Origin of the sequence: Corynebacterium sp., from assembly GCF_052107835.1 — a bacterium.
Classification (GTDB): Bacteria; Actinomycetota; Actinomycetes; order Mycobacteriales; family Mycobacteriaceae; genus Corynebacterium.
Genome location: NZ_JBQEDF010000051.1, coordinates 1 through 23991, shown reverse-complemented (window position 1 = coordinate 23991; position 23991 = coordinate 1). Strand labels below are relative to the sequence as shown.

Below are 23991 nucleotides of genomic sequence, written 5' to 3'. Positions count from 1 at the left end.
GCTAGTCGCCGGCGCCGTACAGTGCGGCCGCGGCGGTCAGCAGCATTTCGCCGGACTGCGGCCCGAAACTCAGCGACTGGCTGTCCGGGATCGACAGGATCCGCGACCTCTCCCCGGCCGTGGTCTGCGCGATGCCCGGCTTGGCCAGCATCCCGTCCACCCCGCCGGTGGAGTCCAGGCCGGCGGACATCATGACCATCACCTCCGGGTCCAGGTCGGCCAGCGCTTCGGCATTGGCGGGGGAGGCCTGGCCGATTCCCTCCTCCTTCGCGGCGTCCACCCCGCCCAGAGCCTCGATCAGGTCGGACGTCCCGTCATCGGGCCCCAGGATGTAGAACACCCCGCCGTCGCCGCGGGCGTAGAGGAACGCCATGCGCAGCGGCTCCGCGGGGACCGCGGTCCGGATCGCCTCGACGGCGCCGGCGATCTCGTCCTCGGCGCGCTCGGAGAGTTGTTCGCCCTCGTCCGGCAGGCCGACGATCGACGCCAGCGTGCCGATGTCCTCGCCGACGGTGTCGATGGTGTGCTCCGGGTTGATCTTGACCACGGACACCCCGGCGTCCCTCAGCTGGGAGATCGCCTCGCCGGGGCCGATGCTTCCGTCCACGATGACCAGCGACGGGTTCAGGTTCAGCACCGCTTCGGCGTTGATCGAGTGCCCGCCCTGGGTCACCACGGGCAGGTCCTCCAGGCTCGGCTCCAGGGACGACACCGTCCTGCCGACGATGTTGTCGCGCAGGCCGAGCCCGGCGAGCGTGCGGGAGATCGTGCCGTAGATGTCGAGGGGGATGATGCGGCTGACGTCGTCCACGGTGACGTCGTTGCCGTCGGAGTCGGTGAGTTCGACGGGGAGGTCGGGTTCCACCTCCCCGGACACCGGGGTGACGTCGCCGACCGTCTCGGCGGTGGAGACCCCCTCCAGTGACCGGGGGTCGGGAAGGTCACCGTCCCCGCCGTCCACCCGGTCATTGAAGTTCTCCAGTGCGGCGTCGAAGGACGTCTCCTCGGCACCGCCGGTCTCCCCCCGGTCGTTCTCCGCCCCGACACCGCAGGCGGTCAGGCCACCGGCGAGGACGGTGGTGGTGAGCAGTATCGAGAGGGTGTTGCGGAGGTTCCTCCGGCGGGGACGGCGCGTGGGCATGGGGATGAAATTAGCACACCTGCGGGTGCCTGTATTAGCGCAGGCTAAGCAGGATCAGGGGGTCCCTCGAGTGCCGCGCGGGTGTGGTGGGCCAGTTCACGGGCCAGCCGGGGGATCTCCCGCTGCCAGGAGGTCCCCGCCGTACCGTCCGCGGCGTCGCTGACGATCTTCAGCAGCTGCACCGGCACGCCGAACCATTCGGCGACCATGGCGACGGCGTAGCCCTCCATGTCCACCAGGTCGGCGTCCTGCGCCAGCCGGTCGCGTGTCGCGGCGTCCTCCACGAAGGAGTCGCCGGTGGCGAGCGTGACGGGGGAGCCTGCGGCTGCGTCATCCAGCTCCAGCGGCGGGTACTCGTCCTTACCGGTCAGGGCGGCGACGCCGGAGTGCGAGAAATCGTGGAGCCGTACCCGGTTGACCCGGTGCAGCCCCGACATCCCCCCGTGCAGCGCACCAGCGGTGCCGATGTTGATGATCGCGCTCGGCAGCCCCCCGACCTGCAGGTAGCGGTGGAGGCAGTCGGTGAGCGCCAGGGTGGTACGGATGCGGCCGATGCCCGTCAGGAGGACGGGGGCGTCCTCGTCGAAGTCCGAGGCCTCCGAGGCCATCGCCACGACGACCAGCGGTTTACCGGGGACGATCCGGCCGCGGTGGAGCTGGTGGGGTTCCGGGAGATTGGTGCTGGTGGTCACGGCTCCCAGACTACTGAATCAGGACACCTGCGTGGACCGGACGAAGCCGAGGTACTCCTCGGTGACGGTGCCGGTGACGTACTCGCCGGTGAAGCAGCTCATGTCCAGCCCGTCGAGCCGGGCGTCCGTCTGGCCGTCCATGATCGCGGCCTCCAGGTCCTCCACCTTCTGGTAGACGAGGTGGTCGGCCCCGAGGACCTCGCAGATCTCCGGGACGCTGCGTTCGGCGGCGACCAGTTCGTCGCGGTCCGGGATGTTGATGCCGTAGACGTGGGGGTAGCGGATCGGTGGGGCGGCTGACGCGAAGGAGACCTTGCGGGCGCCGGCGGCGCGCGCCATGGCGATGATCTCGTAACTCGTGGTGCCGCGGACGATCGAGTCGTCGATGAGCAGGACGTGCTTGCCGGCGAACTCAGTGGACATGGCGTTCAGCTTCTGCCGGACGCTCTTCTTCCGGACGGCCTGCCCGGGCATGATGAAGGTCCGGCCCACGTAACGGTTCTTGAAGAACCCCTCGCGGTAGGGCAGGTCCAGGACGCGGGCGACCTCCATGGCCGCCGGACGCGCCGAGTCGGGGATCGGCATGACCACGTCCACGTCCTCGACCGGGACGTGGTCGGCGACGGTGCCCGCCAGCCGGGCGCCCATGCGCAGCCGGGAGTCGTAGACGCTGATGCCGTTCATCACGGAGTCGGGACGCGCCAGGTAGACGTACTCGAAGGAGCACGGCTCCAGCACCGCGGACTGGGCGCACTGGCGGGAGTGGAGGTGGCCGTCGGCGGTGATGAACACGGCTTCGCCGGGGGCGATCTCGCGCACGGTCTCGTAGTCGGCGTTCTCCAGGACCAGGGATTCGCTGGCCACGACCCATTCGTCGTGGCCGCCGACGGCGTGGGAGTCACCGGTGGCGGTGGGACGGCGCCGTCCCAGCACCAGCGGACGGATGCCGTTGGGGTCGCGGAAGGCGAGCAGGCCCTGGTGGGCGATCAGCGCGATGACGGCGTAGGCGCCCTCGATACGGTTCTGTGTCCCGGTGACGGCCTCGAAGATGCCGTCGGCGTCGAGGTCGTCCGGGCCGGTGGTGGACTGCAGCTCATTGGCCAGCACGTTGAGCAGCAGCTCGGTGTCCGAGCTGGAGTTCAGGTGGCGCCGGTCCCGGTTGCGCATCTCGGCGGTGAGCTCACGGGTGTTCGTGAGGTTGCCGTTGTGCACCAGGGTGATGCCGTAGGGGGAGTTGACGTAGAAGGGCTGCGCCTCCTCCTCGCTGGACGCGGCGCCGCGGGTCACGTAGCGCACGTGACCCAGCCCGGTACTGCCCAGCAGGGACCGCATGTCCCGGGTGCGGAAGGCCTCACGGACCATGCCCCGTTCACGGAACAGGTGCATGTGGCCGCCTTCCTCGACGGTGGCCATGCCCGTGGAGTCCTGCCCGCGGTGCTGCAGGAGAAGGAGGGCGTCGTAGATGTCCTGGTTGACCGGTTTGTTCCCGACCATGCCGACAATGCCGCACATTGTGTTGGAGTTACCTCACTGTGTCACTTCAGGTGGATGCAGGTGTTGAGCCTACGCGTCCGCGGGCGATACACCACTTCCCGGCCCCCGTCCCGGTTCCGCCCCGGTTGTTCCACGCCGGGCCCCCGGAACCTGTGGGCCGGTGGATTTTGCCTTTGTTTACGCAGGTTGCTAGCGTAGACGGGTCTCGCCGGGGGACACGTGTGCTCCCGGCTGAAGAGATACCAGCAAGACCTACACACAAGTACCACTTTGTTGCAGGCCCTCCGCCCTCCAGCGGCCGCGAAAGAACACCAGGCAGCGAGCAATCCGGACTACTGAGTCCGGGGAGCGTCAAGTTGCCGGTCACCAACAAGCGCGGTGACGCCCGGGTGGCTCGGGAACCGTGACGAGAAAGGCAAGAGGTCACTTCCATGACCATGACTGACCCCATCGCGGACATGCTGTCCCGCGTGCGGAACGCGTCCAACGCGTACCACGACAGCGTCTCGATGCCCACATCCAAGATCAAGGCGAACATCGCCGGGATCCTGAAGTCCGAGGGCTACATCGCTGACTTCGCCGTGGAGGATTCCTCCAAGGGCAAGCAGCTCGTCCTGGACCTGAAGTACAGCCAGTCCCGTGAGCGTTCAATCGCCGGACTGCGCCGTGTGTCCAAGCCGGGCCTGCGCGTGTACGCCAAGTCCACCAACCTCCCGAAGGTCCTCGGCGGCCTGGGCGTGGCGATCATCTCCACGTCCCATGGCCTGCTGACCGACCGTCAGGCGACCGAGAAGGGCGTGGGTGGGGAAGTCCTCGCCTACGTCTGGTAGAAGGAGGACGAAGCAATGTCACGAATCGGTAAGAACCCCGTGGCCGTTCCCTCCGGCGTCACCGTCACCATCGACGGTCAGAACGTCGAGGTGAAGGGCCCCAAGGGAACTCTCTCGCAGGAAATCCCGGCCCCGATCTCCGTTGCCCAGGAGGACAACGAGCTCGTGGTGAGCCGTCCGGACGACCACCGCAAGAACCGCTCCCTGCACGGCCTGTCCCGGTCGCTCGTCAACAACATGGTTGTCGGCGTGACCGAGGGCTACACCACCAAGATGGAAATCTTCGGTGTCGGCTACCGCGTCCAGGCCAAGGGCAGCAACCTCGAGTTCGCCCTCGGCTACTCCCACCCGGTCCTCATCGAGGCCCCGGAGGGAATCACCTTCGCGGTCGACGGAAACACCAAGTTCTCCATCACCGGTATCGATAAGCAGCAGGTCGGACAGATCGCCGCCAACATCCGTCGTCTGCGGAAGGACGACCCCTACAAGGGCAAGGGCATCCGCTACGAGGGCGAGCAGATCCGTCGCAAGGTCGGAAAGACGGGTAAGTAGAGATGGCACAGAGCAGCACTGCAACCAACAAGCGTCTGCCGGTGGGCAAGGACATCTCCACCCGCCGTCGCATCGCGCGCACGCGTCGTCACTACCGTCTGCGCAAGAACATCAGCGGCACCGCCGAGACCCCGCGTCTCGTCATCCACCGCACCTCCCGCCACATGCACGTCCAGGTCATCGACGACACGCAGGGCCACACCCTGGCCGCTGCGTCGACCACCGAGCCTGAGGTCCGTGCCCTGGAGGGTGAGAAGAAGGACCGCGGAGCCCGCGTCGGTGAGCTGATCGCCGAGCGCGCCAAGGCCGCCGGCATCGAGTCCGTCGTCTTCGACCGTGGTGGCTACCAGTACCACGGCCGTGTCGCCGCACTGGCGGACGCCGCACGTGAAGGTGGTCTGAAGTTCTAATGCGCAACGACAACATTTTCACCGACGGAAGGACTGCGTGATGTCGGAACGTGATCGTAACGGCGGACGCACCGCCGACAACAACCGCGACAACCGGGACAACCGGGGTCGCAACAGCGACAACAAGGGCCGCGACGACCGTCGTGGCGGCAACCGTCGCAACCAGGACGACGAGCGCTCGCAGTACCTGGAGCGCGTCGTCACCATCAACCGAGTCTCCAAGGTCGTCAAGGGTGGTCGTCGCTTCAGCTTCACCGCCCTCGTGATCGTCGGCGACGGCCAGGGCATGGTCGGCGTGGGCTACGGCAAGGCCAAGGAAGTTCCGGCCGCGATCCAGAAGGGCGCCGAGGAAGCTCGCAAGAACTTCTTCCGCGTCCCGATGATCGCCGGCACCATCACCCACGAGGTCCAGGGTGAAGCTGCCGCCGGTGTCGTGTGGATGAAGCCGGCTGCGCCGGGTACCGGTGTCATCGCCGGTGGCGCCGCCCGCCCCGTCCTCGAGTGCGCCGGTATCCAGGACGTGCTGTCGAAGTCCCTGGGCTCCGACAACGCGATCAATGTCGTCCACGCCACCGTGGACGCACTGAAGCAGCTGGTCCGCCCCGAAGAGGTTGCTGCCCGCCGTGGCAAGACCCTCGAAGAGGTCACTCCGGCCCCGATGCTGCGCGCCCGCGCTGCAGGACAGGGAGCGTGATTGAGATGGCATTGAAGATCACCCAGCTCAAGGGCACTGTGGGAACCATTTCGAAGCAGCGTGACTCGCTGCGTTCGCTTGGCCTGAAGCGCATCGGGCAGTCGGTCGTCCACCAGGACGGTCCCATCGTCCGCGGTCAGATCAACACCGTGCGCCACATGGTCGAGGTCGAGGAAGTTGCAGGGGAGTAGAAAATGAGCGAACCCATCAAGCTGCACGACCTCCGGCCGTCCAAGGGAGCCAACACCGCCAAGACCCGTGTGGGTCGTGGTGAGGCGTCCAAGGGCAAGACCGCCGGTCGTGGTACCAAGGGAACCAGGGCACGTAAGCAGGTGCCGGCGAACTTCGAGGGTGGCCAGATGCCGCTCCAGATGCGCCTGCCGAAGCTGAAGGGCTTCAAGAACCCGGCGAAGGTCGTGTTCCAGGTCGTCAATGTCGCCGACCTGAACAAGGCTTTCCCGGACGGTGGCGACGTGGCCGTCGCGGACATCGTGTCCGCCGGTCTCGTCCGCGCCAACCAGCCGGTCAAGGTCCTCGGCGACGGAGAGATCTCGGTGGCACTCAAGGTGTCCGCGCAGAAGTTCTCCAAGTCCGCCCAGGAGAAGATCGAGGCCGCCGGCGGCAGTGTCACCACTGCTGTCCAGGAGGCCTAGGACCGCAGTCCCGGCCTCGTGGAGGCCGGGCGCGCTCCGACCGCACCACGGAGAGCCCCCGCTCCCGCCGTTCACCGGCGGGGACGGGGGCTTTTCGCGCGCCCGGTGCCCGTCCGCCCGGGATTGTCGCCCCGGGACGTGTCCCCGCACCCTGACGGTTCCGGGTCCGGGGGCTCAGGCCGTGAGCGCCACCACGGTATGACCGGGGACAAAGTACCCGGGAGCACCAGGTCGGTGGCAGGGGACAGGCGGACAACCGTCGGACTCCAAACGTCCGGCGCGCCGCGAATGGGCGGGAAGAGGTGCGGAAGTGTAGCCTTCCGTGCGGGCCCTGCTATCCTTGTGCAGTTGTCTGTTCCCCGCTTTCCCGCCGTTCGTCACACGGTGGCAATGGGCGGGTAATCTCGACCGAAATCTAACCCCAAGTAGAAACCATCGGCGGCGAACGTCACCGGGACCCATCCCGGAGCGTGACTGCCGAGCCAGGAGGCAAACGTGACCGCCTTGCTCTCGGCGTTCCGGGATGCTGATCTACGCAAGAAGATCTTCTTCACGCTCGCGATGATCATCCTTTACCGGATCGGAGCACAGATCCCGACGCCCGGCGTTGACTACGCGGAAGTCACCTCGCAGATTCGGTCGCTCACCGAAGACGGTCAGAACAGCATGTACACGCTGATCAACCTCTTCTCCGGTGGTGCTCTGCTGCAGCTTTCAGTCTTCGCCATCGGCATCATGCCGTACATCACCGCATCGATCATCGTGCAGTTGCTGACTGTCGTGATCCCGCGGTTCGAGCAGCTCAAGAAGGAGGGGCAGTCCGGTCAGGCGAAAATGACCGAGTACACCCGCTACCTCACGGTTGCCCTGGCCCTGCTGCAGTCCGCCGGCATTGTCGCGCTGGCCAACAACCAGCAGCTGCTCGGGCAGAATGTGCGTGTCCTGCACGAGAACGTGGACATCTTCGGCCTGGTGTCCATGGTCACCATCATGACCGCGGGTGCCGTCCTGGTGATGTGGTTCGGTGAGCTGATCACCGACCGCGGTGTGGGCAATGGCATGTCGCTGCTGATCTTCGCTGGCATCGCCACGCAGATTCCCTCCCAGGGCATGCAGATTCTGCGCAGTTCCGGTGGATTCGTGTTCGCCGGCGTCGTCGTCGCCGTGCTGGTCCTGGTGATCGGCGTCATCTTCGTCGAGCAGGGGCAGCGCCGTATCCCTGTGCAGTACGCGAAGCGCATGGTCGGTCGTCGCCAGTACGGTGAGACCTCGACCTACCTGCCGCTGAAGGTCAACCAGGCCGGTGTTATCCCGGTGATCTTCGCGTCCTCGATCCTGACCGTCCCGATCCTGGTCACCCAGATCATCCAGTCCGGCGAGGCCGGGCAGGACGACAACTGGTGGAACCGGAACGTGATGACCATGCTGTCGGATCCGTCGAACTGGATGTACATCCTGATCTTCGGCGCACTGATCATCTTCTTCTCGTACTTCTACGTGTCGATCCAGTACGACCCGAACGACCAGGCCGAGAACATGAAGAAGTACGGTGGGTTCATCCCGGGCATCCGTCCGGGCCGTCCGACCTCCGAGTACCTCTGGTTCGTGATGACCAGGCTGCTGCTCGTCGGTTCGGTCTACCTGGCGGTCATCGCCGTCCTGCCGAACGTCGCGATCACGATGGGGCTCGCCTCCGATGACGCGGCCTCCAGTCTCGGTGCGTTCGGTGGTACCGCTATCCTGATTATGGTCTCGGTCGCCCTGACTACGGTCAAGCAGATCGAGTCCCAGCTCATGCAAGCCAACTACGAAGGATTCCTCAAATGAGACTCGTTCTCCTCGGCCCTCCCGGTGCAGGCAAGGGTACGCAGGCCGCCATCCTGGCCGACGCGCTCAAGGTCCCGCACATCTCCACGGGCGATCTGTTCCGCGAGAACATCGCCAAGGAGACGGATCTCGGCCGTCAGGCGCAGGAGTACATGGACGCCGGCCAGCTCGTGCCCACGTCCGTCACCGCCGACATGGTCCGCAAGCGCCTCGGCCAGGACGACGCCGCCGACGGCTTCCTTCTCGACGGCTTCCCCCGCACGGTGGAGCAGGCCGAGATCCTGACGGAGATCCTCGCGGACAAGGACACCTCCCTCGACGGTGTGCTGAACTACCGGGTCTCCGAGGACGTGGTCGTCGATCGCATGCTCGCCCGCGGCCGCAGCGACGACACCGAGAACACGATCCGCACCCGTCTGCAGGTGTACCGGGACGAGACCGCCCCGCTGATCGACTTCTACAGCGACATCATCGTCAACGTCGACGCCGAGGGCACGGTCGAGGACATCTCGTCCTCCACGCTCGACGCGCTGGACCGCTAGAGCACACCCATGGGTTTCCGCAGGACGCGCAAGGTCATCCCGGGCAAGACCCCGGGCGAACTGGATGCGATGCAGGCCGCGGGCGAGATCGTGGGCCGCGCACTCCAGGCGGTCCGCGAGGCCGCCGTCCCGGGTGCCACCACGCTGGACCTGGACGCCGTCGCCGAGGAGACCATCCGTTCCGCGGGGGCCGTGCCGACCTTCAAGGGGTACGGCGGTTTCCCGGGGAGCATCTGCTCCTCGGTCAATGACATGATCGTGCACGGTATCCCGGATTCGGACACCGTCCTGGCGACCGGCGACCTGGTCTCCATCGACTGCGGCGCCACGCTCGACGGTTGGGTGGGGGATTCGGCCTGGACATTCGGGGTGGGCGGGGATGACGCGCTCGACGGGAACGCCCGGCGGCTCAACGACGCCACCCGGTGGGTCCTCCATGAGGGCGTGGCCGCGATGGTCCCGGGTAACCGGCTCACCGACGTGTCCTGGGCTCTGGAGCAGGCGACGGAGCGGGCGGTGGAGAAGTTCAACGTGCCGCTGTTCATCGTCGACGGCTACGGCGGCCACGGTATCGGGCACGAGATGCACGAGGACCCGTACCTGGCCAACGAGGGGCGTCCCGGGAAGGGGCCGAGGATCGAGGAGGGCACGACCCTGGCGATCGAGCCGATGCTGGCACTGGGAACCGTGGACTCCTACGTCCTCGACGACGACTGGGGCGTGAAGACCTCGGACGGTTCCGTCGCCTCCCACTGGGAGCACACGGTGGCCGCCTCGCAGGACGGCCCGCGCATCCTGACGCCCCGCTACTGAGGCTCCGTACGGAAGCTCCCCGGCAGGGGGTGGAACGGCCCTGGACACCCATTTGGCGTGTCCAGGGCCGATGACGTAATATAGCCCGTTGGTGTGGGCACACGTCGGCCGCATAGGCCGTCGGCGTGTCCGCTGCACCAATCAGACCAGACCTAAAGGTCCGCCATCACCTGGTGGGCCGGGAAAAGTGGAGGATATGGCTAAAGAAGGCGCCATCGAGGTTGAGGGCAAGATCATCGAACCCCTGCCGAACGCGATGTTCCGCGTTGAGCTGGACAACGGGCACAAGGTGCTCGCACACATTTCCGGCAAGATGCGTCAGCACTACATCCGTATCCTCCCCGAGGACCGGGTCGTCGTGGAGCTCTCGCCCTACGACCTGACCCGCGGGCGGATCGTCTACCGCTACAAGTAGGCACCGTCCACCGGTCCGGGACACGTCCCGACCGGTCTGGTCAACCGACATTGAACGCCTCCACTCATCCCCGGGGCGGCCCTGGTTCAGGGTCCGTCACCGGGACCACCTCCGGCTGCGGCGGCTGGAGCCCGCCGTCCCACACCCGTGCCAACGGGACAGGGACGGGCACAACGGGACGTGCGTGGAGAAAACCGCCGTCATTAACCCGGAAGGAACTGCCATATGGCACGCCTTGCTGGTGTTGACCTCCCGCGCGACAAGCGCATGGAGGTTGCACTCACCTACATCTACGGCATCGGCCCCGCCCGTGCCGCCGAGCTGCTGGAGAAGTCCGGCGTCTCTCCCGACCTGCGGTCCAAGGACCTGACCGACGAGCAGGTGTCCGCTCTCAGGGATGTCATCGAAGGAACCTGGAAGGTCGAGGGTGACCTCCGCCGCGAGGTCCAGGCTGACATCCGTCGCAAGATCGAGATCGGTTGCTACCAGGGCCTGCGCCACCGTCGTGGCCTGCCCGTCCGTGGTCAGCGCACCAAGACCAACGCTCGTACCCGTAAGGGCCCGAAGAAGACGATCGCAGGAAAGAAGAAGTAGTCTATGCCTCCCAAAGCACGCTCAGGCGCGCGCCGTTCCGGCCGCCGCGTCGTCAAGAAGAATGTGGCGCACGGCGCCGCATACATCAAGTCCACCTTCAACAACACCATCGTGTCCATCACGGACCCGAAGGGCGCTGTGATCTCCTGGGCATCCTCGGGCCACGTCGGCTTCAAGGGTTCCCGCAAGTCCACCCCCTTCGCTGCCCAGATGGCCGCCGAGTCCGCCGCCCGCAAGGCGATGGAGCACGGCATGAAGAAGGTCGACGTTTTCGTCAAGGGCCCGGGCTCCGGCCGCGAGACCGCCATCCGTTCCCTGTCCACCGCCGGCCTCGAGGTTGGCACGATCTCCGACGTGACCCCCCAGCCGCACAACGGCTGCCGTCCGCCGAAGCGTCGTCGCGTCTAAAGAAAGGATAGGGATCAACAATGGCTCGTTACACCGGATCCGCCACCCGTAAGTCCCGTCGTCTCCGCGTCGACCTTGTCGGCGGGGACCGCTCCTTCGAGCGCCGCCCGTACCCCCCGGGACAGGCCGGCCGCACCCGTATCAAGGAGTCCGAGTACCTCACCCAGCTGCAGGAGAAGCAGAAGGCACGCTTCACCTACGGCGTGATGGAGAAGCAGTTCCGCCGCTACTACGCGGAAGCCAGCCGTCGTCCGGGCAAGACCGGCGACAACCTGGTCATCCTGCTGGAGTCCCGCCTGGACAACGTCGTCTACCGTGCAGGCCTGGCCCGCACCCGTCGACAGGCCCGCCAGCTGGTCTCCCACGGTCACTTCACCGTGAACGGCAAGAACATCAATGTGCCGTCCTACCAGGTCTCCCAGTACGACATCATCGACGTCCGGGACCGTTCCCGCGCGATGCTGTGGTTCGAGGAGGCCCAGGACCTGCTGGTCGACTCCGTCGTCCCGGCATGGCTCCAGGTTGTGCCGTCCTCCCTGCGCATCCTCGTGCACCAGCTGCCCGAGCGCGCCCAGATCGACGTGCCGCTGCAGGAGCAGCTCATCGTCGAGTTCTACTCCAAGTAGAACCCGCACCGTCGGGCCTTACGGCCCTTCCACCCCGACAACCACTGTTGTTCACCTCTTACGGCGTCAAATAGCGGTCGCCACAAAGGAGAAGCAAGAAGATGCTCATTTCCCAGCGCCCGGCGTTGAGCGAAGAGTTTGTCAGCCCCGCCCGTTCCCGGTTCGTCATCGAACCGTTGGAGCCCGGTTTCGGCTACACGCTCGGTAACTCCCTGCGCCGTACCCTGCTGTCGTCCATCCCGGGCGCGGCTGTCACCTCCATCCGGATCGAGGGTGTGCTCCACGAGTTCACCACCATCCCCGGCGTGAAGGAGGATGTCTCCGACATCATCCTGAACATCAAGTCCCTGGTGCTGTCCTCGGACTCCGATGAGCCGGTCACGATGTACGTCCGCAAGGAAGGTGCCGGCGAGGTCACCGGGGCCGACGTCGTCGCCCCGACCGGTGTGGAGGTCCACAACCCGGATCTGCACATCGCCACCCTCAACGAGCAGGGCAAGATCGACATCGAGCTCGTCGTCGAGCGCGGTCGCGGCTACGTCCCGGCCGCCGCCACCACCGGTGAGATCGGCCGTATCCCGGTCGACCAGATCTACTCCCCGGTGCTGAAGGTCAGCTACAAGGTCGAGGCAACCCGTGTCGAGCAGCGCACGGACTTCGACAAGCTGGTCATCGACGTCGAGACGAAGAACTCCATCACCGCCCGCGACGCCATGGCGTCCGCCGGCAAGACCCTGGTGGAGCTGTTCGGTCTGGCCCAGGAACTGAACTTCGCCGCCGAAGGCATCGAGATCGGCCCGTCCCCGACGGAGACCGAGCACATCGCGGCGTACGGACTGCCCATCGAGGACCTCGAGTTCTCCGTGCGTTCGTACAACTGCCTGAAGCGCGAGGACATCCACACCGTGGGCCAGCTCGCCGGACGCACCGAGTCCGACCTGCTGGACATCCGCAACTTCGGCCAGAAGTCGATCAACGAGGTCAAGGTGAAGCTCGCCGAGCTGGGCCTGGGACTCAAGGACGCTCCCGAGGGCTTCGACATCAACGACATTGAGGGCTACGACCCGGAGTCCGGCGAATTCGTCGACACCGAGGGCGAGGATATCGCCGAGTAGGCAGTGGGACCTGTGGAGACCGACGCTGCGTAATAACCCGCGCTTGACACAGTGAAGACCAAAGAAACACACGAGGAGAAGTTATGCCTACCCCGAAGAAGGGTGCCCGCCTCGGCGGATCTGCTTCCCACCAGAAGAAGATCCTCGCCAACCTGGCAGCTCAGCTCATCGAGCACGGCGCCATCAAGACCACGGACGCAAAGGCCAAGCTGCTGCGCCCCTACGTCGAGAAGATCATCACCAAGGCCAAGAAGGGCACTGTGGCGGACCGCCGCAACGTCCTGAAGCTCATCACGGACAAGGAGGTCGTTGGCTACCTGTTCAACGAGCTCGCCCCGAAGTTCGAGGGCCGCAACGGTGGTTACACCCGCATCATCAAGCTCGAGAACCGCAAGGGTGACAACGCTCCGATGAGCCAGATCTCCCTGGTGCTCGAGGAGCTCGCCTCCGCCGAGGCGACCCGTGCAACCCGTGCCGCCGCCTCCCAGGCCGCCGACACCACCGAGGCTGAAGAGGCTGTTGCCGCCGACGCCGAGGTTGTGGACGACGCCCCCGAGGTCGAGGCCGACGAGGCCACCGACGCCGACGCCGCCGATGAGGCTGCCGACGCAGAGGAGACCGAGGAGTCCGAGGAGAAGTAGTCCGTCCGCGTACGGCTGCCCCACCCGGCACAGCACCGCGCCCGCCCCGCACACCAGTGCGTGGCGGGCGCTTCGCTGTCCGGGGCTCCCCGGGGCCCGGCAGGTTCACACTGTCACGGTCCCCACAGACACGGTTGGTAGAATCCTCCAGGTGATGACCTACCGAAGTGCCGGCCTGCTACTCGTCCTCAGTGGACTGGTGACTGCCCTCGGCCAGCTCATCGCGATGCTGAACTGGCGGGGCATGTACTCGATCACGGACAACCGGATCAGCGACTTCACCGTCACCGAGTGCGTGGTCCTGCGGGACAACCTCGGCACCCGCTACGTGTGCAATCCGACGAGCCTGGTCACCAACGCCGCCTTCACCGTCGCGGGTCTGCTCATCGTCGTTGCGGCCGTCGTCATCGCCCGGACGGCCATACGCCAGGGGCAATCCTCGGTCCGCGTGGTCACCGCTGTCCTCGCTGCTGGGGGAGGCGCCTACGCCCTGGCGGGGCTGATCCCCTCCAACGTGTCGCCGTGGGGCCACGACCTGGTGATGCTGCTGTTCGCCGGACTGATGTGGACCGCGATGCTCATACTCGCCAGTGCGGGCACGATGCGCAAGGTCAGTGGGAGGGAGCCGTTCCCGCTGATCTACGGGGCCTACATCCCGATCACCCGGATGATGCTGTTCGTCTCGGTCGTGGGGTGGCTGGCACTCGTGGTGCTCGGCCCGCGGGGGATGCCCGGGCTCTACGAGCGGCTCGCCTTCGACACCCTCACCGTCTGGCTGATCGTGATCGGGGTGGGAATGTACTCCCTCGGCGGGGCCGCGGAGCAGGAGGCGCGGCGTGTCGCCGAGATGGAGGTCGAGTGGGGTCTGCCCGAGTCGGACGACGGGCACCGTGGTCGCCGCTACCCGGGGTTCTCCGTCGCCTGGGGCGCGGGCGCGCGCCGCAGGAGGGAGGAGAGCGGGAATGGGAACGACTGACACGGTGCGCGTCCGGCTGGACGTGGCCTACGACGGCACGGACTTCCACGGGTGGGCCCGTCAGAAAGGGCCGCAGGAGGGACTCCGGACCGTGGCCGGGGTGCTGGAGGACGCGCTGTCCCTGGTCCTGAGGGTGCCGGTGGATCTGGTGGTGGCGGGACGCACCGACGCCGGCGTCCACGCCAACGGGCAGGTCGCGCACATGGACGTGCCGGCCGGTGCGTTCACCCAGCGGTCGCTGCAGGAGCCGGGGGACCTGGTGAGGCGGCTGTCCCGGATCCTGCCGGAGGACATCCGGTTGCATGGGGCGAGCGAAGCCCCCGCCGGCTTCGACGCCCGCTTCTCCGCCCTGCGCCGCCACTACGTTTACCGGGTGACCACAGCGCAGGCCGGTCCGCTGCCGGTCCGGGTGAGGGACACCGCCGTGTGGCGTCACGGGGTGGACCTGCGGAAAGTGCAGTTGGCGTCGGACGCGCTGGTGGGGCTCAATGATTTCGCGGCGTTCTGCAGGTACCGTCCCCGAGCGACCACGGTGCGGGAACTGCAGGAGTTCAGCTGGCGGGACGTGTCCACCCCGGCGGAGCCCCGGACATACGAGGCCACCGTGGTGGCGGACGCGTTCTGCTGGTCGATGGTGCGTTCGCTCGTCGGAGCCGTGCTGAGTGTGGGGGAGGGACGTCGTGGCCCGGGATTCACCGGCGAACTCCTGCGGGAGCGGGAGCGCAGTTCACGGGTTCCCGTGGCCCCGGCGTGCGGGCTGAACCTCGGGTCGGTGGACTACCCGCCGGACGGTGAGCTCGAGGCCCGGGCCTCGGTCACCCGCGACCGGCGCGGCCCGGTGGAATCCGGTGGGGAGTTCTCCTGACGGGGTCGGGGTCCCGGGCACCGGTGATCTACGCTGGGCACCACACTGCTCCACGACCCCGCTCCATGACCCCCGGAGGGCCCCATGTCCGTCTCGAGGAAGTCCCTGCTGGCCGCAGTTCTGGGCGCCAGCCTACTGATCGCCGGCTGCGGCTCCGGCGGCGACGGCGAGGCCGCCGGCGTCGATGATGCGACACTGACGTTCGAATCGGACTCCGGCGGATCCACGGGGGACGCGTCCCCGGGTACCGCGGATGAGCCGACGGAGAATCCGTCCTCCACCGGCGGGGCCGCCGCGACGGGAGCTGCGGACGCGGCCTCCGCGATCGGGGTGGCGCTGGAGCACAGGCCCGGCTCCGCCGTCGTCGAGGTCGACCACGAGGACGACGACAACGTCTGGGAGGTCACCGTCGACCCCGGGGACGGCAGGGGAGTGGAGGTGTATATTGCCGGCGCCTCCGGAGACGTCATCGGAGAGGAGGGCACCAGCCTGGACAGTGACCAGCGTGGGGCGCCCACGGTCACCGCGGCCGAGGCGATCGGCATCGCTCTCGGGGAACGGTCCGGACGGGTCGAGGGCCTGACCTACGACAGCGATGACGGCCGCCGGGTGTGGGAGGCCGTGGTCATCGACGGCGGCACCGAGTGGGAGATCCACATCGACCCCGGGTCCGGTGACGTGCTCCACGTCAGCCAGGACGACTGATCCGCAGGTACTGCCCCGTCGGGACGCCGAAATGGGCCTTGAAGGCCCGGCGGAACGCGGATTCGCTGGTGTAGCCCACCCGGTGCGCGACCGCCTCCACACTGGACGCGGTGCGCAGCAGGGCCGCCGCCGACTCCATCCGGCAGCGCGTCCTCCACTGTTGCAGGGTCATCCCCGTGTCGGCGCGGAAGGCGCGGAGCACCGTTCTCGCCGAGGCGTGGACGGACGCCGCGAGCTCCCCGGCACTGCGCGAGTCGCCCGGGTTGAACCGCAGGGCGTCGGCGACGGACGCGGCCGGACCGGAGAGTGGCGCCGGCAGCCCGGCGGCTCCCTCCCCGCCAGCGGGGATGTCCTCGATCCAGGCGAGAATCTGGCGGGCTATGCTCGTCGGCGGGCGGATGATGGAGTACTCCGACTGCACCTTCGCCAGCAGCAGGGGATGGAATTCGGTGGAGACCGGAGCCACGACCGGGACGTCCAGGGTCGTGGCGATCGCGTCCACGGGGAAGAACATCGGCAGGAAGACGGCGTCGTCCCGGACCCTCCCGGAATGCGGCAGTCCCGCCGGGATCCACAGCGCAGTCCCGGGGGAGAGGGCGTGGGGGACGCCGTTGACGAGGATCTCGGAACTGCCGTGGACCTGCCACAGAAGGACGTGCTCGGCGGAATGGGTACGCAGCGGGAAGTCCACGGCGGGGACGTGGATCCGCCAGGGGGACAACTCCCCGGGCACCGGAGGCGTGGTGGGGGTCGGCGTGGGCGCCGCTGCTGCGTCAGTGGGCAGTGGTGTCACGGTGGGGAGTGTACCGGCGGGGATACCCGTGTGTCTGATTCTGCGCGCCGATGTTGTCCGCGGCTGCACGCCATGGAAGGCGAGCCTGCTCTAATCTGTCCTGGCTGCGTGATTGCAGCCAGCAACAGAGACGACACTGACGACCACGAGGGGGAATCAAGCGCACCATGGCACAACGAATGACCGGGAGGAGGCGCGGGACGGCCGTCCTCGCGCTCGCCCTGACTGCACTGCTCACACTCGGCGCCTGCGGCGACGACGGAAACGATACTGCAGAATCGGACAGTGGCGGCGACGGCACGGCACTGCCCGAGGCGGAGGGAAACACCGGGTACCCGCTGACCATCGAGACCGCGTGGGGCGAGACGACGCTCGAGGACCGCCCCGAACGGATTGCCGCGGTCAGTGGCGCGGGAGTCGATGTCGAACTGCTCGCCATGCTGGGGGTGACCCCGGTCGCCGCCCCGAGTGTGATCGAGCGCGCCAGCTGGACGACGGACGCCCTGCCCGGTGAGATCGAGGAGGTCTACGACGGCGATGCCTCCGGGGAGACCCCGCACGAGACCATCGCCCAGGTGGACCCGGATCTGGTCGTGGCCTTCAAGCCGGACCTGTCGGCGGAGTTCGACCAGTTCTCCTCCATCGCCCCGGTAGTCGCCGCCGAATCGGAGGACGCCGCGCGTGGGGACGACTGGAAGGAGCAGCTGCGCGCCATCGCCGAAGCCCTGGACCTGTCGGACCTGGCGGAGGAGAAGATCGCCGAGAACGACCGATTCTTCGAGCAGGCCCGTGCGGACAACCCGGATTTCGAGGGGGTGACCGCGTCCTACCTCGTCCAGTACGGCGAGGACTCCGGGCTGGAGTACTTCTCCGCCCCCGGATCCGGCACCGAGGAACTGCTTCTGGACCTGGGGCTGGCCCGCAACCCGGGGGCCGGCAGGTTCGCGGACAATCCCGAGGTCAGCGGAGAGATGATCGCGGACGTCGGTGCGGACGTGCTGATCGTCGCGAACACCTCCAACAGCGAGGAGGAACTCGATCAGCTCCTGCTGGGCAATGACCTGTTCCAGGAGCTGGATGCGGTGCAGGGCGACAACTACGCGATCGTGAACGTGACCGGTGGGGGAACCGGTTACGAGTTCGAGGGGGAGGAGCACGTCGGCAACCTGGCCTGGGCGCTGGGCAGGGGCGGCCCGCTGGGGAAGCAGTGGGCGGCCGAGCGGCTCATCCCGATGCTGCAGTCCGCTCTCGGGTAGTGCCGGGGAAGCGGCGGTTCACCGCACCAGCCGCGGCACCACCCGCACCAGGACGACCATGGCGATGAGTTCCACCAGCGTCTGGGTCACGACCACCAGCGGAGCCAGCGCGTACGCCGCCGGGAGGGCGAGCACCAGCGGAAGCACCACCAGCGAGTTGCGGGTCACCCCGGTGAACAGCACCGCCCTGCGTCCCGGCACGTCCAGCCCGGCGGCGCGTCCTGCGGCCCAGCCCAGTGCGGTCATCACCACGGCGAAGACCACGTACACCGGCACCACCCGCAGCAGAGCCTCCCACTGCTCGCTCACGCCGTGGATCTGCGAGGCGACGACCACCGCCAGGGTCAGCATCATCAGCGGCACCATCGCCGCCGCCATGAATCCCTCGAGCGCACGGCCGGCGAACCCCACCGCACCCGCGCGGGACGACGCCCACTGTGTGAGGCCCGCGGCCACCAGCGGCAGGACGATAAGTACCAGGAAAGCCTCGATGAACGGGCCCATCTCCACCGAGTCGACGACCCCGGAGCCGACGAACAGCCACAGGAACACCGGCAGCAACGCCATCTGCGCCAGCATCAGCAGCGGCGCAGCGGCCAACAACCGGTCGGCCGCCCCTCCCGCCAGACCGGTGAACACGATCACGTAGTCGATGCACGGGGCCAGCAGCACGAAGAGCACGCCGACCAGCAGCACCTCGTCGTCGGCGACAAGGCGCGAGACCAGCCACACCACCACCGGGACGACCACGAAGTTCAGGACGCCGACCGTGGCCAGGAAACGCCAGTCACGCAGTGCACGGACGATCCCGGCGAACGGCACACCGAGAAAGGTGGCGTACAGCAGCAGCACCAGGACCGGGTTGATCGATGTCTCCGCCGGACCAGCCACGTCCGGGACGCCCATGCCGACGACGCCGCCGACCAGGAGAGCAGCCAGGTAGAGCGTCACCTGGTGGCGGTCCAGCCAGTCGACGGTTCTCTGCATGGGGCACAGCCTAGCGGAGGCGGTCACCCCCGCAGCGGCAGCGGGGTGAATCCCACCGATCGACCACGGACGGACACTTTCCCGGCATCCAAGTCCACCGTGAGGTCGACCACAACACCCTCCGTCACCAGGCTCGCCGCCTGCCCCGGATCCCCGGCGACCACCACCCGGCACCGCTGCGGGTGCCATGCCTCCCGCCAGTGTGCGCAGGACGAGACGACCACCACGTCCTGTCCGGGGACGTGGGCGGACGGGGCGAGGGTAGCGGCGACCCGTGCCGCCCCCTTTCCTGTGACCAGGACCGTTGACCCGGGCGGCAGGTGGGCAACCACCGGGAGTTCATGGTCATCCATCCCCACCATCCAGCCGGGGAGCGCCGCCGCCGACACCGTCGCATCCGGTGGGGACGGCCGTGCCCCGGTCGGGAACGCGTCGAGACGACTCGCCAGCAGTCCGCACCCTGCGGACGCCCACGGCATCCGGTCCGCGGCGTCCTCCGGAACCCCGACGATGCACCGCGGGGACTGCCGCAGCAACGACGCCAGCCCCGCGTACGACCTCTCCACCGTCGACGTCGGACGCGGTGCCGGGGCGACGGCGAAGACGAGGCCGGCGTCCTGGCCGCCCGCGTCCAGTCGCAGTCCGTCGACCAGGCGCCGGCGCACCCGAGCGTCCAGGACCACCGGCTCCACGGGCGCCCCACCCCACAGGTCCGGGTGGGCGGGGCGCAGCTGGAACCACACCGTGCCGGACTCGTGCCCGCCACCGTGCACCTGCCGGTGGAACCACCCCAGCGCAGAGGTGCACGCGGCCCACATTCTTCCCGTCACTGATCCCCGCATTCGTCCCCGTTTCCCATCGTCCCGATGTACTATCCCCAAGCAAAGCACGTCGCGGCGGGGAATGCGGGGGAATGCGGGGAAAGCCGCACACCATCCGGTGGCGTCGCGGCACACCCGCACAGCAGCACAGTCACCACAGGGGGATACACACCATGAGAACAACAGGCCTGCAGGTCTCCGGCTACGCTTTCCTGCTGCGACGGACCGAACTCGCGCTCGTCACCGGCGACGCGCGCATGGCGCAGGACCCCCTGCGGGCCCAACGCCGCGCCGTCGGGGTGGGCGTCCTACTGTCGTTGCTGGTCGCCGGAGGGATGCTTCTGGTGGCGATGCTCCGCCCGCAGCCGTCCATCGACTCCGCCGGACTCGTCGCCGATGAATCCGGGGCGCTGCATGTGCGCATCGAGGACACCTTCCACCCGGTCGCGAACGTCGCCTCGGCACGGTTGCTGCTCGGGGCGCCGGAGGAGGTCACCACCTCCACGTCCGCGCAGCTCGGGCAGTTCCCCACCGGGCCACCCGTCGGTATCCCGGACACACCCGGGCTGGTGGCCGCACCGGTGTCGCAGTGGGCACTGTGCGACGGCCGGGTTACCGCGGAGGAATCATTGCGCGATGTCGGACCGGTCGTGCTGCAGGCACCGTCCGGGATGTGGCTGGTCGTGGACTCGGAACGGATGCTGCTCGCCGGCGCCGACGACGGGGATGGCCGCGGAGGGATGCTGGCCCGGGCATTGGGCGCGTCGCCGGTCACGGTCACCGAGACGATGGTGCAGGTGCTGGACCGTGGGCCGGACGTGGCGTTGACGTCGCTGGACAGGATCGTGACCAGTGGCGACCGTTCCTACCTGGCAGGGGAGGGCGATGATGCCGGGGTGGCGGAGCTGACCGGTTCACGCCGCGCCGTCGCAGAGGCGCTGGCCGTTGGCCCGCCCACCGAAATGCCTCTGCCGATGGTCCTGGACCGTCCGGAGGTGTCCGGGGTGGCCGCGTTGTCCCATGTGCCGACCGACCTGGGCTTCGAGCACGCTGATGCGGTGTGTGTCGGGGACCGCGTGGTGGATGCTGGGCCGGTGGACGCAGATCCGGTGGGGGAGACGGTGCACTACTCCGGGCCACGTGGAACGTCGGCGGTGCTGACGGAGCGGGGGTTCGCGCTGGTGAGTCAGGCGGGCGTGCGGTACTCCCTGGAGTCGGCGGAGGACCTGGCCGCGCTGGGGGTCTGGGACCCCGAGGACGGTAATCCCCCGGAGGTTCCGTGGCGTGTCCTGGAGCCGCTGCCCGATGGAGGCGTCCTGTCGGTGGAGCGTGCCAGCTACACGATGCCCGGGGCGTAGTGGTTTTGCCTACTGGTGTCCGCGGACATGTGGGGAGGTGCGCCGCGCACGGACAATGACAGCGACCAGCGCCGTCAGCGCCACCGTCACCGCGAGCGCCAGTGGAATGCGCAGATCGCGCGGCTCAGGATCGGTGCGGGAGACGACAACCTTGTCCGGGAAGCCGAAGGCAACCGCGTCGGACCTCCCGCTGTGCGGTGACCCACTGTCCGGACTCCCATCGAGGGCGGCCGTCACCGCCGCTGCCGGATCCACCACCGGCACCACCCCACGTTGTGCCGTGGTGACCAGCAGGGACCGCACCTGCTGTGCGGACAGATCCGGCCGGACCTGCCACACCAGGGCCGCGGTCGCGGACACCACCGGGGCGGCGAAGCTCGTGCCGGTGAAGGGGGCGGGGTCACCGACGATGGTTCCCGCGGCACCGTCGCCACCGGTGTCCAAAAGCCCCGACACCGGGCCACCGGGGGCGTGGAGGTCGACCCATCCTCCCGGCACTGAGTACTCCGCCGACCGGCGTCCCGCGTTCAGGTCGCTTCCCGCGGAGCCGTCCGCGCGCGGGTCCACACCTCCGACCGTCAGGACTCCCGGCAGCGCGGCGGGGAAGGGGATCTGCCCGTCGGAGCATTGACCGGCATTGCCGGCGGCGGCGACCACGAGCAGTCCCGACTCCTCGGCGCGACTGACCGCCCGCCTCAGTTCGGCGGTGTCCTCGCAGGCCACCACCGATATGTTGACCACCCGCACCTGGTGGTCGTCCGCAGTGCCGCGGGCACGGTCCAGCGCGTCCACCAGGTCGGCGACGGTGCTCTGGCCGGCCCCCGCAGCCCCGGCCTCCGTACCCTGGCGCACCGACACGATCCGCGCGTCGGGCGCGATAGTGCGCAGCACACCGGCCACGGCGGTGCCGTGCAGCAGGCAGTGGTCACGGTCGTCCGGTCGTTCGGCGATGATGCCGGGGGACGCCGCCCCGGTGTCCACCAGGGCCACACCCACACCCCGTCCGGTGGACAGGTCGTGGGGGAGCCCGAGATCCACCGGGAGCGCCCCGCCGAACGCCGGCTGGTCACACCGTTCCTGCGCGGCGGCCGGCGACGGTGACAGCGGGGAGGCGAACCCCAGGTGCAGTGTCAGCAGGCAGGCCGCCACCGGGGCACCACCGAACCTGCCGGCCCGACTCATCCGATACCCCGGACCAGGTCGAACAGTCCGGTGGTGGCGATCAGCAACGGTACCGCCACCGCGAAGGAGACGGTCTCGAGGACATCGAGGACGCGTCCCGCCATCGGCGAGGTGATCCGTACCGCGGGCAGTGCCGCGGGAAGCAGGGCAAGCAGGACCCACGCCCCCGGCAGGTGCAGCGCAACCCAGATCAGCAGCAGGGTGGACATCACCGTCACGGAGACGGCGTGCACCGGACGGCACGCCCGTGCCGACAGACCCGACACGGCGACGACCAGCAGCGCGCCGGAGCTCCAGCCGATGCCGGACGCCCCGCTCCCCGGCGGGACCAGCTGCACCGCGCCGGCGAGAATCACCACGCAGCAGGTCACCACCAGAGCGGGGTGCAGTGACAGTACGCGGTTCGCGGCACCGGAGTCCGGGTCATCCGCACTGCCGGCGTCGTCGGCACCGTCCTTCGCCAGCGCGGCGAACAGCCCGGTCGCCGGGACGCGTGGGAGACGGAGCCCCGCCAACCCCACGGCGAACTGCCCGGAGAAGGTCAGCGCCACCAGGGCCAGCAGCACGGTGATCCCAGGCACCACGTTGACCGCGGCGGCCAGCGCCAGGCCCACCGTGACAGTCCGCTCCGGTCCTGACCGCCACACCACCAGAGCGGCGAGAACGCATCCGCAGAGCACGTTGACCTGCAGTCCCAGTCCGAACCCCAGGACTGCAGCCACCGCGACGAACCGCCGGTCGAACAGAGATGCCGTGGCCGCCCCGAGTGTGGCGAACAGCAGGGCCACAGCCGCGACCAGTGCAGACGCAGGGACGCCGCCCTCGCCGTCCAGCAGGGACCGGGCGGTATCGCTGACCTCGAGCGGGTGCCACACCGGTGCGGACATTCCCACCGACCCGGTGGCGAGGGTCCCCGGAATCAGCCAGGACACCACCGCCGCGACAAGGGCGGCGACCCACACCGCGGGCGAGGACTCCACCGGCCCGCTGAGTCTGCCGACATCGTCCAGTGGTGGGGCGGGCAGTCCGGAGCGTTGCAGGGTGAGCCGTTCCCCGGGGCGCACCGCAGCCTCGGCGAGGGAGTGCTCGGGACGGACCGTCCCCAGGGGCCCGGTCAGCCGCCAGAGCTCACCGGGCTCGGCATCCACCAGGTGCGGGATCAGTTCGGCGACGGGCACGGTGTCCGCCACGGTCGCCTCGACGGTGCGGGTGTCCGGACCCGCTGCCACGGTAATGCTCACGGCGATCATCAGGAGGTTTCCCCTCTTCTCCGCCAGCGACCGGGCGCATCCCCTCCGGCGCGTCCCCGACGGCCCTGGTCGGTAGACACGGATTGTACGGGAAAATGTATCCCGTTGTGAAGAACCGGGAGCTGCTTTCGGGTACAGTCTGTTTCCAGTGGTCGCGGGCCAGGGGCGCGGCCGGGGTACGAGGGACACGAGGGGTTCATGAAATCACAGTCACCACCGACGCTGCCGAAGAACAAGCAGCCGTTCATCCGGATTCTCATGCCGGTCGTCATGGTCATCGCCGTGGTCGGCATGGTGGCGGCGATGGTGCTGTCGGGCATGGGACGCAGCCCGATGTCGTTCATCTTCCCG

General features: G+C 68.2%; 28 protein-coding genes. 20 read left to right on the top strand and 8 right to left on the bottom strand.

Annotated features, from left to right (window positions below):
- Nucleotide 1: 1 nt before the first annotated feature.
- From ACTIL2_RS12075 to purF, 3 genes are read right to left on the bottom strand one after another with little or no spacing between them, the layout of a single operon-like run.
- Nucleotides 2–1141, bottom strand: a complete 1140-nt coding sequence (locus ACTIL2_RS12075) for a heme/hemin ABC transporter substrate-binding protein (protein WP_442337711.1) — start codon at nucleotides 1139–1141, stop codon at nucleotides 2–4.
- 44 nt (nucleotides 1142–1185) lie between these two features.
- Nucleotides 1186–1833 carry a nucleosidase gene (locus tag ACTIL2_RS12070; RefSeq protein WP_442337710.1) on the bottom strand — a complete coding sequence of 216 codons (648 nt, stop codon included), beginning with the start codon at nucleotides 1831–1833 and terminating at the stop codon, nucleotides 1186–1188.
- A gap of 18 nt (nucleotides 1834–1851) precedes the next feature.
- On the bottom strand, nucleotides 1852–3345 hold the full coding sequence (gene purF / locus ACTIL2_RS12065; protein WP_442337709.1) for an amidophosphoribosyltransferase: 1494 nt from the start codon (nucleotides 3343–3345) through the stop codon (nucleotides 1852–1854).
- 413 nt (nucleotides 3346–3758) lie between these two features.
- Between purF and rpsH the strand changes: the two genes are divergently transcribed.
- The 18 genes from rpsH to ACTIL2_RS11975 all read left to right on the top strand — a co-directional run bounded on the left by rpsH (nucleotide 3759) and on the right by ACTIL2_RS11975 (nucleotide 15993).
- Nucleotides 3759–4157 (top strand): 30S ribosomal protein S8, encoded by a 399-nt coding sequence (gene rpsH, locus ACTIL2_RS12060; protein WP_442337708.1) that lies wholly within the window; start codon nucleotides 3759–3761, stop codon nucleotides 4155–4157.
- A 15-nt stretch (nucleotides 4158–4172) separates the two neighbouring features.
- A complete protein-coding gene (gene rplF, locus ACTIL2_RS12055) occupies nucleotides 4173–4709 on the top strand; it encodes a 50S ribosomal protein L6 (RefSeq protein ID WP_442337707.1) in 537 nt (178 codons plus the stop codon).
- Between the two features lie 2 nt (nucleotides 4710–4711).
- Nucleotides 4712–5119 carry a 50S ribosomal protein L18 gene (gene rplR / locus ACTIL2_RS12050; RefSeq protein ID WP_442337706.1) on the top strand — a complete coding sequence of 136 codons (408 nt, stop codon included), beginning with the start codon at nucleotides 4712–4714 and terminating at the stop codon, nucleotides 5117–5119.
- 40 nt (nucleotides 5120–5159) lie between these two features.
- Nucleotides 5160–5813 (top strand): 30S ribosomal protein S5, encoded by a 654-nt coding sequence (rpsE, locus tag ACTIL2_RS12045; protein WP_442337705.1) that lies wholly within the window; start codon nucleotides 5160–5162, stop codon nucleotides 5811–5813.
- Nucleotides 5814–5818: 5 nt separating this feature from the next.
- Complete coding sequence (gene rpmD, locus ACTIL2_RS12040) at nucleotides 5819–6004, top strand: 50S ribosomal protein L30 (protein ID WP_442337704.1); 186 nt, start codon at nucleotides 5819–5821, stop codon at nucleotides 6002–6004.
- A 3-nt stretch (nucleotides 6005–6007) separates the two neighbouring features.
- Entirely contained in the window at nucleotides 6008–6466 is a 459-nt protein-coding gene (gene rplO, locus ACTIL2_RS12035; RefSeq protein ID WP_442337703.1) for a 50S ribosomal protein L15, read from the top strand.
- A gap of 495 nt (nucleotides 6467–6961) precedes the next feature.
- Complete coding sequence (gene secY / locus ACTIL2_RS12030; RefSeq protein ID WP_442337702.1) at nucleotides 6962–8293, top strand: preprotein translocase subunit SecY; 1332 nt, start codon at nucleotides 6962–6964, stop codon at nucleotides 8291–8293.
- Nucleotides 8290–8835 carry an adenylate kinase gene (locus tag ACTIL2_RS12025; RefSeq protein ID WP_442337701.1) on the top strand — a complete coding sequence of 182 codons (546 nt, stop codon included), beginning with the start codon at nucleotides 8290–8292 and terminating at the stop codon, nucleotides 8833–8835. Before secY ends, ACTIL2_RS12025 begins: the two co-directional genes overlap by 4 nt.
- A 9-nt stretch (nucleotides 8836–8844) precedes the next feature.
- Nucleotides 8845–9648, top strand: coding sequence for a type I methionyl aminopeptidase (gene map / locus ACTIL2_RS12020; RefSeq protein WP_442337700.1), 804 nt, complete (start codon nucleotides 8845–8847; stop codon nucleotides 9646–9648).
- A 196-nt stretch (nucleotides 9649–9844) separates the two neighbouring features.
- Nucleotides 9845–10063 carry a translation initiation factor IF-1 gene (gene infA / locus ACTIL2_RS12015; protein WP_025251938.1) on the top strand — a complete coding sequence of 73 codons (219 nt, stop codon included), beginning with the start codon at nucleotides 9845–9847 and terminating at the stop codon, nucleotides 10061–10063.
- A 225-nt stretch (nucleotides 10064–10288) separates the two neighbouring features.
- Nucleotides 10289–10657, top strand: a complete 369-nt coding sequence (rpsM, locus tag ACTIL2_RS12010; RefSeq protein WP_442337699.1) for a 30S ribosomal protein S13 — start codon at nucleotides 10289–10291, stop codon at nucleotides 10655–10657.
- A 3-nt stretch (nucleotides 10658–10660) separates the two neighbouring features.
- On the top strand, nucleotides 10661–11065 hold the full coding sequence (rpsK, locus tag ACTIL2_RS12005; RefSeq protein ID WP_442337698.1) for a 30S ribosomal protein S11: 405 nt from the start codon (nucleotides 10661–10663) through the stop codon (nucleotides 11063–11065).
- 20 nt (nucleotides 11066–11085) lie between these two features.
- The gene (rpsD, locus tag ACTIL2_RS12000) at nucleotides 11086–11691 is read left to right on the top strand and encodes a 30S ribosomal protein S4 (RefSeq protein ID WP_442337697.1); all 606 of its coding nucleotides are present in this window, start codon (nucleotides 11086–11088) and stop codon (nucleotides 11689–11691) included.
- A 101-nt stretch (nucleotides 11692–11792) separates the two neighbouring features.
- Entirely contained in the window at nucleotides 11793–12806 is a 1014-nt protein-coding gene (locus ACTIL2_RS11995; protein ID WP_442337696.1) for a DNA-directed RNA polymerase subunit alpha, read from the top strand.
- Between the two features lie 83 nt (nucleotides 12807–12889).
- Nucleotides 12890–13447 (top strand): 50S ribosomal protein L17, encoded by a 558-nt coding sequence (gene rplQ / locus ACTIL2_RS11990; protein ID WP_442337695.1) that lies wholly within the window; start codon nucleotides 12890–12892, stop codon nucleotides 13445–13447.
- A 154-nt stretch (nucleotides 13448–13601) separates the two neighbouring features.
- Nucleotides 13602–14423, top strand: coding sequence for a DUF998 domain-containing protein (locus ACTIL2_RS11985; RefSeq protein WP_442337694.1), 822 nt, complete (start codon nucleotides 13602–13604; stop codon nucleotides 14421–14423).
- The gene (locus ACTIL2_RS11980) at nucleotides 14410–15288 is read left to right on the top strand and encodes a tRNA pseudouridine synthase A (RefSeq protein ID WP_442337693.1); all 879 of its coding nucleotides are present in this window, start codon (nucleotides 14410–14412) and stop codon (nucleotides 15286–15288) included. The genes ACTIL2_RS11985 and ACTIL2_RS11980 overlap by 14 nt, the downstream gene beginning before the upstream one ends.
- An 84-nt stretch (nucleotides 15289–15372) precedes the next feature.
- Complete coding sequence (locus ACTIL2_RS11975) at nucleotides 15373–15993, top strand: PepSY domain-containing protein (protein ID WP_442337692.1); 621 nt, start codon at nucleotides 15373–15375, stop codon at nucleotides 15991–15993.
- On the opposite strand, the gene ACTIL2_RS11970 is transcribed toward ACTIL2_RS11975, so the two are convergent.
- On the bottom strand, nucleotides 15977–16786 hold the full coding sequence (locus ACTIL2_RS11970) for an AraC family transcriptional regulator (protein ID WP_442337691.1): 810 nt from the start codon (nucleotides 16784–16786) through the stop codon (nucleotides 15977–15979). The two genes, ACTIL2_RS11975 and ACTIL2_RS11970, sit on opposite strands and share 17 nt — an antisense overlap.
- Nucleotides 16787–16953: 167 nt before the next feature.
- Between ACTIL2_RS11970 and ACTIL2_RS11965 the strand changes: the two genes are divergently transcribed.
- On the top strand, nucleotides 16954–18042 hold the full coding sequence (locus ACTIL2_RS11965) for an ABC transporter substrate-binding protein (RefSeq protein WP_442337690.1): 1089 nt from the start codon (nucleotides 16954–16956) through the stop codon (nucleotides 18040–18042).
- 18 nt (nucleotides 18043–18060) lie between these two features.
- Here the strand turns inward: ACTIL2_RS11965 and ACTIL2_RS11960 are convergent, their stop codons facing one another.
- Both ACTIL2_RS11960 and ACTIL2_RS11955 read right to left on the bottom strand, forming a co-directional pair.
- Entirely contained in the window at nucleotides 18061–19029 is a 969-nt protein-coding gene (locus ACTIL2_RS11960) for a bile acid:sodium symporter (protein WP_442337689.1), read from the bottom strand.
- 23 nt (nucleotides 19030–19052) lie between these two features.
- A complete protein-coding gene (locus ACTIL2_RS11955) occupies nucleotides 19053–19847 on the bottom strand; it encodes a hypothetical protein (protein WP_442337688.1) in 795 nt (264 codons plus the stop codon).
- A 176-nt stretch (nucleotides 19848–20023) separates the two neighbouring features.
- Between ACTIL2_RS11955 and eccB the strand changes: the two genes are divergently transcribed.
- On the top strand, nucleotides 20024–21208 hold the full coding sequence (gene eccB, locus ACTIL2_RS11950; RefSeq protein ID WP_442337687.1) for a type VII secretion protein EccB: 1185 nt from the start codon (nucleotides 20024–20026) through the stop codon (nucleotides 21206–21208).
- A 9-nt stretch (nucleotides 21209–21217) separates the two neighbouring features.
- Here eccB and ACTIL2_RS11945 read toward each other — a convergent pair whose 3' ends face one another.
- Both ACTIL2_RS11945 and ACTIL2_RS11940 read right to left on the bottom strand, forming a co-directional pair.
- Nucleotides 21218–22390 (bottom strand): S8 family serine peptidase, encoded by a 1173-nt coding sequence (locus tag ACTIL2_RS11945; protein WP_442337686.1) that lies wholly within the window; start codon nucleotides 22388–22390, stop codon nucleotides 21218–21220.
- Nucleotides 22387–23640: an EsaB/YukD family protein gene (locus tag ACTIL2_RS11940; RefSeq protein WP_442337685.1), complete on the bottom strand. Its 1254-nt coding sequence runs from the start codon at nucleotides 23638–23640 to the stop codon at nucleotides 22387–22389. Before ACTIL2_RS11940 ends, ACTIL2_RS11945 begins: the two co-directional genes overlap by 4 nt.
- Between the last annotated feature and the right edge of the window lie 351 nt (nucleotides 23641–23991).